The 11,928-nt window shown below is 69.4% G+C and carries 9 protein-coding genes; 3 read left to right on the top strand and 6 right to left on the bottom strand.

The window, feature by feature from the left end; all coding sequences use genetic code 11:
- Nucleotides 1–76: 76 nt before the first annotated feature.
- The gene (locus A6A27_RS22625) at nucleotides 77–304 is read right to left on the bottom strand and encodes a hypothetical protein (protein ID WP_073836656.1); all 228 of its coding nucleotides are present in this window, start codon (nucleotides 302–304) and stop codon (nucleotides 77–79) included.
- 279 nt (nucleotides 305–583) lie between these two features.
- Here A6A27_RS22625 and A6A27_RS22620 point away from each other — a divergent pair, with 279 nt between their 5' ends.
- Both A6A27_RS22620 and A6A27_RS22615 read left to right on the top strand, forming a co-directional pair.
- Nucleotides 584–5,527 carry a PxKF domain-containing protein gene (locus tag A6A27_RS22620; RefSeq protein WP_158074028.1) on the top strand — a complete coding sequence of 1,648 codons (4,944 nt, stop codon included), beginning with the start codon at nucleotides 584–586 and terminating at the stop codon, nucleotides 5,525–5,527.
- A 289-nt stretch (nucleotides 5,528–5,816) separates the two neighbouring features.
- Nucleotides 5,817–6,434, top strand: coding sequence for a M23 family peptidase (locus A6A27_RS22615; RefSeq protein WP_143194116.1), 618 nt, complete (start codon nucleotides 5,817–5,819; stop codon nucleotides 6,432–6,434).
- Between the two features lie 144 nt (nucleotides 6,435–6,578).
- On the opposite strand, the gene A6A27_RS22610 is transcribed toward A6A27_RS22615, so the two are convergent.
- The 5 genes from A6A27_RS22610 to A6A27_RS22590 form a co-directional block, all read right to left on the bottom strand.
- Complete coding sequence (locus A6A27_RS22610; RefSeq protein ID WP_143194115.1) at nucleotides 6,579–7,331, bottom strand: helix-turn-helix transcriptional regulator; 753 nt, start codon at nucleotides 7,329–7,331, stop codon at nucleotides 6,579–6,581.
- Between the two features lie 155 nt (nucleotides 7,332–7,486).
- Nucleotides 7,487–8,131 carry a dihydrofolate reductase family protein gene (locus tag A6A27_RS22605; protein WP_073836652.1) on the bottom strand — a complete coding sequence of 215 codons (645 nt, stop codon included), beginning with the start codon at nucleotides 8,129–8,131 and terminating at the stop codon, nucleotides 7,487–7,489.
- Nucleotides 8,132–8,588: 457 nt separating this feature from the next.
- Nucleotides 8,589–9,080, bottom strand: a complete 492-nt coding sequence (locus A6A27_RS22600) for a hypothetical protein (protein WP_073836651.1) — start codon at nucleotides 9,078–9,080, stop codon at nucleotides 8,589–8,591.
- A 102-nt stretch (nucleotides 9,081–9,182) separates the two neighbouring features.
- Entirely contained in the window at nucleotides 9,183–9,950 is a 768-nt protein-coding gene (locus A6A27_RS22595; protein ID WP_073836680.1) for a formylglycine-generating enzyme family protein, read from the bottom strand.
- A 155-nt stretch (nucleotides 9,951–10,105) separates the two neighbouring features.
- Nucleotides 10,106–10,225 (bottom strand): mycothiol transferase, encoded by a 120-nt coding sequence (locus A6A27_RS22590; RefSeq protein WP_241825402.1) that lies wholly within the window; start codon nucleotides 10,223–10,225, stop codon nucleotides 10,106–10,108.
- A gap of 246 nt (nucleotides 10,226–10,471) precedes the next feature.
- On the opposite strand from A6A27_RS22590, the gene A6A27_RS22585 reads away from it, so the two are divergent.
- Nucleotides 10,472–11,899, top strand: coding sequence for a hypothetical protein (locus A6A27_RS22585; protein ID WP_198940408.1), 1,428 nt, complete (start codon nucleotides 10,472–10,474; stop codon nucleotides 11,897–11,899).
- Nucleotides 11,900–11,928: the final 29 nt, after the last annotated feature.

Raw genomic sequence — 11,928 nt, 5'->3', positions numbered from 1 at the left:
GCCAGGTCGTGGGCGGACGTGCCGGGGTCAGGTACGGCCGCCGAGGCAGGTCGGTGGCCGTACCTGCCGGCCGGCACTAGCGGAGGACGACCTTGCCGGCACCGGCCCAAGCGACCCACTGGGACGGGTCGCCGGCGCTGGCGCCCCACTGGGACGGGTCGCCGGCGCTGGCGCCCCACTGGGACGGGTCGCCGGCGCTGGCGCCCCACTGGGACGGGTCGCCGGCGCTGGCGGCGTTGGCCGCCAGGACCAGGCTGGTGGCCGCCATCAGCGCCACGATCAGGAGGCGAATCGACTGCTTCACGCTGCTACCTCTCGCACTGTGCGCCCGGTCCGTCCGGGGTCGCGCCCTCAGGTTCGCCCAGGCGACTTGACCGGCAGTTACCGCCGGCTTGCGCCGGTGGTCATGGCGGGTGGCTCGGGTGCTAGTCGCGTCCAAGTCCTCGGCAAGTGCCGGCGGCGATTCTCTCCCTGGCTCGGTCGGCCCTGGCCCGACCGGCGACGAGAGAAAAGGGTTGATGTGAACAGGTGGCGACGGGCGGCAGCGGCCGCCCTGGTAGCGGCGACGGCGGTGACGGGCCTGGTGGCTATCGGTTCACCGGCGTACGCCAACAGCAACGCGTTATGGGTCGGGAAGATCGGCGAGACGCACGGCACGTTCGGTGCCAACGCGGCGATCCGGGTCTGGGGCGACCTGGCATTCAAGAATTCCGGGTGCCCGGAGGACGGGGTGCCGGATTTCGTCTACCCGACCAGCGATGTCTACATCGTGGTGCCCGGGACGGCCATGGGGCACCTGGTCGACGTGACCGGCGGCAAGCCGAACACGGTCGTGCAGTACGGCTCGGTATTCGACGACGAGATCATCGGGATCACCACGCCAGCCGGCCGCCTTCCCGCCGGCGAGTTCGACGTGGTGTTCGACACCTGCCAGGACGGCGTGTTCCAGCCCGAGGACGACGCGGTGTTCTCCCGGGCCATCAAGGTGGAGATCCCCGCCGACCTGCCACCGCCCGACGCGGCGTTGACGTCGCTGAAGGCTGCGGCGTACGAGGAGTACGAGTCCTGGAAGAACACCCAGCGGATCATGAACGGGGTGTGGAAGCTGGTCCAGAAGGCGCTCAAGAACGGCTGCAAGGCCGGCAACCCCACCGCCTGCGCGCTCAAGTACGGCAACTACTTCAACCCGATCCAGGAGCAGTTCAACGGGCTGCTGCTCAACCAGGGGCAGCACTACCTGGGCATCTACGAAGATCCGCCGAACCCGGACTTCGACCAGCCGGTGGTGCCGGGCAAGGTCGGCGCGTCGAGTGACGCGATCGCCGGTGAAGGCGCGCTCGTCGAGGCGCTGCTGCGCGCGGTCGAGGCGTACAAGGGTGCCCAGCAGGCGGGCAGCGGGGAATGGGCTCTGGTGCACGCCCGCGAGGTCCGCGACCTGCACCGCGCCCTGGCAGGGCAGCTCGCGGCGACATCGCGTCAGCTCGGCGACCTCAAGGCGCTCTACGCCGACGAGAACGCCAAGGATGGCCTCGCTGTCGGTCACCAGTTCCTGAGCCGGATCCGGCAGCAGGGCTTCAATCCCGACGAGCGGCGCACGCTGCGCCACAACGGGATGACCGCACCCCAGATCACCGCGCTCGAGGTGGACATCCGCAACGCGTACGTGCCTGCCTACACGCCGGCCAACGTGCGGGAGGTCCTGGACGCGCAGGTCGCCACCCACGGCAAGACGGTGGCCGCGGTCAATGCGGGCCTCACCGCCTGGAGCGCCATCGTGGACGCGTTGGCGGGCGACCCCAGCGTGCCGGACGCCCACCCGGTCGGCAACGCCGGTGGCCCGTACACCTCGGACGAAGGCGCCTCCGTCACGCTGGACGCCTCCGCCTCAGCCGGGACGCAGCCGCTGGCGTACGCCTGGGATCTGGACGGCGACCGCGACTTCGACGACGCGACCGGCGACAAACCCGCCGTGGTCTTCGACGAGCCAGGTACGGCGTTGGTGGGCCTCCGGGTGACCGACGGCGCCGGCCGCAAGGCGTACGCCTGGACCAGCGCGACCGTGCACCGCAAGGGCGCCGACCCGCAACTGTCGGGCGCCATGCCGGACACCATCCAGCGGATGGTCGAGACCGGCAAAGCGGCCGAATTCAAGGTCACCGCGACCGACGACGGTGGGACGCCCGCGGTGACGTGGACGGTTGACGGCAAGGCGACCGGAGACGGCGGATCCCTGTCCTGGACCGCTCCGGGCACGCCTGGCGCACACGAGGTGGTCGCCACGGCGACGGACGATGACGGCCACAAGGCGACGCGAGCCTGGGACGTCCTCGTACACAAGGCCGACGGGGACGGCGACGGGTGGACGTTGACCACCGACTGCAACGACACCGACGCGGCCGTGCATCCCGGTCAGATCGAGTTCCTCGGCAACGGCGTGGACGACGACTGCGATGCCGGCTCCCCGGACGCGCCGCCCGGCGGCCTGACCGGCGACATGTACGGCTGGGGCAGCAACACGGACGGCCAGATCGGCAACGGCAAGATCGGCACCAACTACACCAAGCCGACCAAGTCGGTGTTGCCGGCGAACGTCGTCCAGGTCGAGATGGGCTCGGCCACCGGTTACGCCGTGCTCGCCGACAGCACCGTCCGGGCTTGGGGCTATCAGCACGCCGGCGAAATCGGCGATGGGACGACCAACGCCCGGCTCCAGCCGGTCCAGCCGCTCGGTCCTGGCGGGCAGGGCCTGCTGTCCGGCGTGCGCCAGCTCTCCGCGACGTCCGACCACGTCGCCGCGGTCCGCACGGACGGGAAGGTGCTGACCTGGGGCCGCAACACCGCGGGCAACCTCGGCAACGGGGCCAGCAGCGGGAACCGCCCCTTCCCGGACTACGTCCTCGCCGACGCCCAGGGCAACCACCTCACCGGCGTACGCGACGTGCAGACCGGCGTCTCGTCCGACTACGCCCTCATGGAGGACGGCACCGTCATGGCGTGGGGCCGGGTCAACTGTGACGGCTCAGGCACCATGGAGGACACCCTCTATCCGGCGCGTATCCCGGACCTCACCGACGTCCGGCAGATCGCCGCGTCACCGGCGATCGTGCTGTTCCTGAAGAAGGACGGCACGGTGCTCTCCTGCGGCGGGACCGACGTACAGCTGGGCCGCAAGTCAAACCAGTCGGATCCGGCGACGAGCCCGTGGCTTCCGCGGCCGGTTGACACCCTCGGTCGGGGCAGCAAGGTCGTGGACATCACGATCTCGGGCGATCAGGCCGTGGTGTTGAAGGAGAACGGCGCGGTCTGGATGTGGGGCGAGAACACCAATGCCGGGCTCGCACCGATCCTCGGCGACCGGAAGGGCACGCTGCTGGTGCCGAGCCAGGCGCCGATGCCAGCCGGTCCGCCGATCGTCGGGATCGACAACGGCAACTCTGCTACCACGCTGGCCATCCGCGCAGACGGCTCGATGATGGTCTGGGGAGCTAACACGTTCGGTGCCGCCGGCACGGGAACCTCCGGGTTCGTCTTGGCACCGACGGAGGTCCCGATCGACGGCCAGGCGGTCCTGCAGGTCTCCGCCAACGGCTGGAACGGCCTCGCGCTCACCCGACCGAAGGCAGATCCGGACCTGGAACTGCCCGCGTCGTGGGTGAACGCGACGATGGAGGACGCGACGCTGTCCGAGGCTAACGGCGGAGCCTTCACCGTCAAGCTCGACCAGGCACTCAGCGACGACGTCGCGCTGAACTGGGCGCTGCAGGCCGGCACCGCCGGCGAGGACGACGTGACGCTGGGCACCGGCACCGTGGTGGTGCCGGCCGGGCAGAAGCAGGCGTCGGTACCGGTCGAGGTCGTCGACGATGCCATCGACGAGGACGACGAGACGATCACCCTGGCGTTGACCGGAGCCCGGCTGGGCCTCACGATCACTCGGGCCCAGGCCACGGGCACCATCGCCGACAACGACGACCCGCCGGTGGTCACGGTGGAGCCCGCGTCCGTCGTGGAGGGTGGCACCAGCCTCACCGACACACCCGTCACCTTCCGGCTGTCAAAGCCGAGCGGCAAGGAGGTCGTGGCCGCGTACGCCACCGCCGACGGCACGGCCAAGGCGGGCGACGACTACGTCGCATCGGCGGCGACGATCCGATTCGCACCAGGTGAGACGGAGGACGTGGTCCACCTGGCGGTGAACGGCGACGCGATCCAGGAGCCGGACGAGACCTTCACGGTCTCGGTCGGCGAGGTCACCAACGGCACGGCCGGCGAGTCCGGCACGGTCACCGTGAACGACGACGAAGTGCTCACCGTGTCGGTGGCCGCACCCATCATCGCGGAAGGCGAGACCGGGGACTTCGTCGTCACCGTCGACCCCGCCCCGCTCCCCGGCACGACCGTGTCGGTGCCGTGGACCCTGGTGGAGCCCGAGCCGAAGCCCGGTTCCGGCGACAAGCCGGGCGACATCGTCGCCGCCGACGGGATGTTGCGCCTCACCGCGCAGCAGCCGGTCGGAGTGGTCACCGCAACGACGGTCGACGACACGGAGGTTGAGCCGCCGGAGCCGTTCCTGCTCAAGTTGGGCGACCTGACCGCCTCCGATGGGCGAATGGTGCACCGCGGCAAGAGCGCTGCGGCCTGGATCACCGACAACGACAAGGCGAACCAGCCGCCCGTCGTCGATGCTGGCGACAGCGTGACCGCCGTGGAGGGGTCGGCGGTGGCCCTGGCCGGCTCGGTCAGCGACGACGCGGCAGGCGTCACCTCGTCGTGGGCGGTTGACGGGCCGTGCACCGTCACCGGCGAGGGAGTTCGAGCGACGGTGACATGTCGCGACGAGGGCACGTTCGTGGCGACCCTCACCGCGACGGATGTGGAGGGGGCCGCGGCGTCGGACAGCACCACCGTGACCGTCACCAACGCCTCCCCCGCGCTCGGTGCGGTGTCTGTCGACGCCGCCGGCGCGCGGATCGAGTTCACCGACGCCGGCGTGGACGACCAGCACACCTGCACGGTGCAGTGGGGCGATGAGACGACTCCCGGAGTGCTCGCCGGGGCGCTGTCGCCGTGCTACCTGCCGCACCAGTACCGCCCGGGCACGTTCACCGCGACGGTGACCGTCAGCGACAACGACGGTGGTTCGGCATCGGTTACCCGTACCGTCACGGTCCAGACAGCTGCCTGGCCCTTCCGTGGGTTCCTGCCTCCGGTGGACAACCCGCCGGCGATCAACGTGGTCAACGCCGGCCGTGCCATCCCGATCAAGTTCGGGCTCGGCGGATACCGCGGCATGGACATCCTGGCGCCGGGGTCGCCCGCCTCCGGGCAAGTCAGCTGCGGTGGCGGCGAACCGAACTCCCTCGAGGAGGTCGACGCCGCTGGTGGATCGCCCCTGTCGTACGACGCGAACGGCGACCACTACACCTACGTCTGGCAGACCGACAAGGCGTGGGCAGGACAGTGCCGCCGGTTGGTCGTCACCCTCGCCGACGGCACCCAGCACTGGGCGGAATTCCGGTTCCGCTGAACACCTGAGGAAAGTTGACATCGTGTCCGTCGGACGGCCGGTCGGGAGACCGAACTAGTCCGTGAGGCGCGACCGCGCAGACAGGAGCCCGGCACCGAGGGTGGTGCCGGGCTTCTGCCTACCCCACGTTCAGTGCTTTTGGCCTGGTCAGATGTGCCGGGTGCCCACGCTGTCAAGTGATCTGCCGGAATGCGCAAGACGCATCGGCTCGCACCCTGGGAATCGCTAGCTTTCGATGCAAACGCCTCGGATTGAGGTCACCCTTTCGGGGCAGGACATAGGAGGAACCATGAACGGTCCCAGCAGTAGCCCGACCGCCGGGAAGAAATGGCACAAAGGCAGGAGCGCGGCTTTCGTCATGATGCTGGTCGCGAGTCTCCTCTGGGTCTTCGGCGCGAGCCCGGCCCAGGCACACACGCTCAACGAGCTCGCGCCGTCCGGGGCATCGCCGTGGCTCTACTCCCAGTCGTGGGCCCTCACCGGCTACGGATACAACACCCCGCCGACCCACGTCGACTACTACAACGGCGACCACCTCTCGGACAACTACGCCCTGGACATGACCCCGACCGGGGGGTTGAGCTCCTGCGGGCAGCCCATCTACCCGATCTGGGACAACATGAAGGTCTACGCCATCTCCTCGGGCACCGGGGGGATGTACCTGCGCAAGACGATCGGCACGCAGGTCTACGAGCTCAAGTTGCTGCACATGAAGAACCTGAAGTACGGCGTGGGAGCCGTCGTCGGCCCGACAAACATCGTCGGGTACAGCAGCAACACCGGGACGGCTTCGTGCCACCTCCACGTCGCGGTCCACAAGATCGTCAGTGGCACCCGCTATGCCGTGCGTCCTGTCTTCTGCGGCAACGAGGTGACGGTTCGCAACGTCGGCTACCGCGGCTGCTGACATATCCGGCCGGACTGGGTGCACCGCGGGCGAAGATCGCGGTGCACCCGCCTTCGACGCCGGGCAACCCCGACTCGCCCACCGGCCTGTCACCGTGGGCAGCCCGGGCCCGCAGCGAGCACGGCGAAGGAGCCGCTGGCTGGGTCAGCCGTCCAGCGTGGGTGGGCAGGCTCTCCCGATCACCAAGCCGCCTTCCCACCGGGTCGCAACCCCGAAGGCGTCCAACAGCCGCCCGACGTCGCTGGTCACCGTCCGGGCTGACACACGGAGTCGACGGGCGATGGTGGCATCCTTGGCGCCCCGGCTGAGCAGGGCAGCTACCTCCAACTGCCGCTCGGTGAGCGGGAGGACCCCAGGGACCTCGCGGATCGGCACGGCCTGCTGCTGCGTCTCCCACCAGAGCTGGCAGAACGCCATTACCAGATCCGAGTCGCGGCAGAGCCAGGCGGTAGGTTGCCCGTCCGGGGTGGGTGGACCGGGGAACAGTCCGATGCGTTCGTCAACGACGATGCCGGTCGCCGGTACCTTCGGGGCCACCCAGGTGTCGGGATGGACGGCCCCCACCAGCGACAGGTGCTGCATGGGGGCCGTGATCATGTGGCCTTGGAGGCCGCGCGCCCGAGTACGCAGGTTCGGTTCCCGTTCCCGCCGCTGCGGGTCGAACGGGCATCTCGGGGCAAGGTTGTACACCACTGACGAGGTGGCCCGTTCCAGCACCTTGAGCCGTTCGAGGATCGCCGGCAGCCCCACAGCGAAGAGACACACCGGTCCGCCGGTCGGCACCGGGTCCACGCTGGTGATCCGGGCATACACCGCCGCCTGGAACGCCCGCGCCCGGGTCGCTGGTTCGTCCTGTTTGAACCGCTCTCGGTCCGCCATCGGACGCGGCTCACTCACCGTCGTATCCCTCCGGATCGCTTCGACACGCAGCCTGCCACAGCGGCGCAAGCCGCCGGTCGCCGAGCGCGGCCACGAACGCCGCCGAGCCCACCAACGACGAGGCCGGACTCAGCCCGCACCACCCGCACGGACCGACCTGGCGCGGGGCCGCTTCAGTCGTCGCGCCCGACACCGCGATCGGGTGCGCTCATGTCCCCCGTCCCGGGCGTGCCTTCGGCGAGCCGGTAGCGCAGGTACACGGTGCCCTTCGGACTGGCTACCGGCGGTTCGAGGAGTGTGACGTTCGTGGGCACCGCGCCACCGTCGAACACCTTCTTCCCGACGCCGAGCACGATCGGGTGCACCCAGAGGTCGAGACGGTCGAAGAGCTTCTCCCGCAGGAGGGTCTGCACAAGGTTCAAGCTCCCGACGACCTTCACGTGCTCGTGCCGGTCACGGATCTCGCGCACCGCGCCGGCCAGATCCGGGCCGAGCTGGCTGGACCCCGCCCACGAGAGGTCGGGCCTGCCGCGGGAGGCCACGTACTTCGGGACGCTGTTGAAGAGCGTGGCGATCTTGCTGTCCTCGCCGCCCTCCTGCTTCGGCCAGTAGGCGGCGAAGATGTCATACGTCCGCCGGCCGAGCAGGAGGGCGTCCGTGCCCTCGTACGCGGCACCGACCTGCGCCCCGGCGACCTCGTCCAGCAGGGGCGCCTGCCAGCCGCCGAACGGGAACCCCACCGGGTCCTCGTCGGGGCCGCCGGGCGACTGCCCGACGAGGTCGAGGGTTGCGAACAGCTCGATGTGGATGAGGCCCATGCCTTACTCCCGATGAGTTGGTTGTCTGGTCGGAGCTAGACCTGTGGTGCCGGCAGACTCATCGCAGCGACGGCACCCAGTCTCGTACCCATCGACCGCCTCGCCCAGTGCATCGGTCACCACCCCGTCCCGCGGTCAGCGTCCTTGCGACGCCCGGCAGCAGAGCTCGGCAGGCTGGCCGGTGCGCCTTGATCCAGGCCCGCAGCCACCAGGCGCCGGGACGCCGCACCGGCACTCGCCACTCACGATAGGTCACCGACCTCGTCCAAAGTGGGAGGCTGCTCCTGGTCGTGCCGGGCCTGACCTCGCCGACAAAGCGCCGGTGCCGGACGGGTCCGGCACCGGCTTCCCGTGAGTGCGTTACGTGACTGGGCTCAGTGGTCGCGGCATCCCGCTCAGGGCGCCGCGCTCCTCGTGAAGGACGCCGCAGTTGGTTGGGTAGGAGGCCACCACCCGGTTAGCAACGCCACCAGCCACCCCAGCCGGTTCCACGATCCTCGGCGCACCAGTAGCCGCTGTTGTTGACGTAGACCCTGACGGTCCGGGCGCCGCCATACGTGTTCCAGGCACCGTTCGTGTCGTCGGCGAGGCCGTTGTGCGGCATCACGGCCCAGCCACTGGTCGCCCAGGAATGCCAGATCGTGCGGTTCGGCGCGATGCCGAAGTACTCGATGCGATTCCTGTTGTCCCAGTTGACCTCCATCACGTAGCTGCCGCACTTGAACGTGCCGGTGTGGCCCCAGCGGTCCCGGAAGGTCCAGCCGCCGCTGCAAAACGTCGGAGGCACGTGCCAGGCGATGGCCGGTTCCACGATTGCGGCGACGGCGGAGGATGTGCCGACGGCCGCCGCGGCCGGCTGTGCCACGTCCGCAGCTGCCACCGGTCCGGCGCTCAGCACGGCCGCAAAAACCGCAACCACCGCGGTCGACGCCCAGTTGAAGGACCTCATGAGCACCTCTCCTTATCGACGGACGGCAATAGCCTCGCGATCCCTGCGGCGAAGGGCAATGCCGACTGCCGATCCCGGCAAAGGGCTTGACACCACACTCGCTCATGTTCCGGAACTGCAAGGTGGCAGTGGTGCGACCGGGCGGACCGCAGTGAACTGAGCGTGCTCATACCGGGTGGCGGCGAGCAGCAGCAGCCATTCGTCGCAACCCTGCCAGGGGTAGAGGTCGGCGGCGCCGCCGCGCACCGCCCTGGGGCCGTCACCGGTGCGCGGGCGGGCATCCGCCGGCGCGCCCACGAAACCGGGAATCCACACGTCGGCGCAGATTTCGTTCGCCGAGCCCATCGCAGCCAGCCCGAACGCATTCTCAGCGGCGGCTGTCCGCTGCTCATCACCGAAATCGTCGAGCAGTTGGTCCTCGCCGGGTTTCCCGTCGCCGCGGAAGGTCAAGGTGGTGGTGCCGGCCCGGGCTGCGTACTCCCACTCCGCCTCGCTGGGCAGCCGGAACGGCAGCACCTCAAGCAGGTCGTCCAGGTCATCCTCGATCCGGGCCGTGCCGGAGTCCGCGTCGGCGTAGTCGTCCTCGTACTCGGGCAGCCAGTGCTGGACCTGTGCGACCGTCAACGGGTTCCGGGCGATCAGGAATGGTGCGATCCGCACCTCGCGTACCGGCTGGGCGTCCCCGGCACCGGCGAAGAACGGCTCAAGAGAGCCCTCGGCTTCGCCACTGGGCTCGATTGCGCGTACCGCCGCCAATTCCGCCTCGGACGGACCCATACGGAAGGTCCCGCCCGGCACCTCCCGAAAGACCACGCCGGATGGGACGTGCCGCCAGGCCGGCCGTCCGGCCACGATCGCCTCGTTCCACATGGTGCGGAACGCTGGCAGCCCGGGTGCCACCTGCCGCACGGTCTGGGTACGACTACGAGCACCCGGTCGGCACGCGCGCTCATCGGCAGTTTCAACCGGCGTCGAGTGCGTGACGCGCGGCTTGCGGCTTGCGGCTATGAGCGGACGTCCGCGCACTACTCGTTGATGAGCTGCTCTCGAAGGATGTCGGCGTGCCCACAGTGCTGGGCGAGTTCGCGCAGCACGTGGAGATACACCCACCGCAACGGAAGCGGGCCCCGCCGGTGCCCGTGCAGGATGTCGTCCAGACCCAGGGATGACGTCGCACGGCGTGATGCTTCGCAGGCTGACCAACTTGATTATGGATCGTCAGTGATCATAGGTTGGTCGCGTGGGTCTTCTTCGATTCTCACAGACCACGGCGCGTCTGTCGGTGTTCACCCCGTGATGCTTGGTGTGTGGGCTGGTTCGGGGAGGATTCCGGTGACGTGGGCCGGCTGTGAGTGTTGGTTCTGCTCGATCGATGGTGGGTCGTTGAGCCGGTGAGCGGGAAGCTGCGGCTGGGCGAAGGCGAGACGGTCCGGACTGCGTGTGCCCGTGCTGTGCTGCGCACCGGTGTGGATGAGGCAACCGGTGAGGTCCTGTCTGCGGCGGTGCTTGTGCAGCGGGTTGGTTGGTGTGCTGATCTGGTGGCGGGCATGGTGGCCGCGCTGATCGGCGAGCACTGGAACACGGCGGATGTGGAGGTGCTGGCGGCCGGGGTGGATGCGGGTGGACGGCGGTTGCCGTCGCAGGCGTGGATGGCGTTGCGGCGGCTGGGCTGGGCGGTGACCGCGCCGGAGGGTGTGCGGGTTAATGACCGGGTCGTGCGGATGGCGCAGGAGCAGGCGGGGCGTGTTCATCGTTCGGCGGTGTGGCGTGCCGAGGTGACCGCCGGGGTCCTGGCGGCGTGGCCGGCCGATCCGCGCAAGCGCACCCCCGGGGAGTGGGAGCAGGTCCGCAAGGCGATCCCGGGCGGGGAGCATCTGCCGTCCAATGTCATCAAGGGCCGGACCCGGCAGGCCGTCACGTTCGTCAAGGCCAATGGTCGGCTGCCGGTGGACGTGTTCGAGCTCGAAGGCGTCCCGAGGATTCCGCGGATGTTGCTGCTGGCCGCGTGTGATCGGCAGCAGGCCACCATCGAGCGCAGCGACACTGACCCGGCGACGGCGCTGCTGCGGCTGCAGTTGCCCACCCGTCCGGATCCGCAGACGTATCGGGACTGGACGTGGGTCGAGTGCCGGATCACGTTGCCGTCCACGGTTCCCGCCTCGGCGGTGCTGCACCTGCCCACCCTCCGCCTCACCGACGGGATGGTGCGCGCCGACATGGCATACACACATGCCGTGCCGAAAGCGCGGACTACCGGTCACTCGGTGGCGCTTGGCGTGGACTGGGGCCTCAACACCCTCCTCAGCGCTGGAGCCCTACGACTGGGACAGGATGGGCGGATCACGGTGTTGGGGGCCGGTGGACAGTTCCGCGCCGCCGGCATCCTGGCCAAGCAGCACCGCCTGCGCCGCCAGAGTGAGCGGCTGCATGCCAAGGCCGACCAGTACCAGCGGCTCATCGGCGTCGACGAGCGGCATCACCTTGTCGGCAAGCATGCGGTGATCCGGGACGAGATCCGCCACGTGTCCGCCCGCCGCCAAAACCTCAACGACGCGCTCGCCTGGGCTGCCGCCCGCTGGACGGTGGACCAGGCGATCGCCGCCCGGACGTCCGTCATCTATCTGGAAGACCTGCGGTCGATGGAAGCGCGGGGCATGGGGCACAGCCTGAACACGCGTCTGTCCCAGCAGGTCCGCGGAAAAATCAGCGACCGGATGCGGCACCTCGCCGCCGAGCACGGTATCGCCGTGGTCACCGTCCCCGCCCGCAACACCTCCAAGCACCGTCCCCGCCCGCAACACCTCCAAGCACCAATGTAAGAGCTGGTTGTCAAGTCGGTCGCTGAGAG

It is taken from the genome of Micromonospora sp. CB01531 (assembly GCF_001905095.1).
Taxonomy (GTDB): domain Bacteria; phylum Actinomycetota; class Actinomycetes; order Mycobacteriales; family Micromonosporaceae; genus Micromonospora.
The sequence above is the reverse complement of the archived record's forward strand: the minus strand, read 5'-3'. Positions and strand labels throughout refer to the sequence as shown.

What these genes read in the sequence shown, in the direction of transcription:
- A6A27_RS22595 (WP_073836680.1), bottom strand. Translation starts at nt 9,950, where the DNA reads ATGTGGAACGAGGCGATCGTGGCCGGACGGCCGGCCTGGCGGCACGTC.
- A6A27_RS22600 (WP_073836651.1), bottom strand. Translation starts at nt 9,080, where the DNA reads ATGAGGTCCTTCAACTGGGCGTCGACCGCGGTGGTTGCGGTTTTTGCG.
- A6A27_RS22615 (WP_143194116.1), top strand. Translation starts at nt 5,817, where the DNA reads ATGAACGGTCCCAGCAGTAGCCCGACCGCCGGGAAGAAATGGCACAAA.
- A6A27_RS22605 (WP_073836652.1), bottom strand. Translation starts at nt 8,131, where the DNA reads ATGGGCCTCATCCACATCGAGCTGTTCGCAACCCTCGACCTCGTCGGG.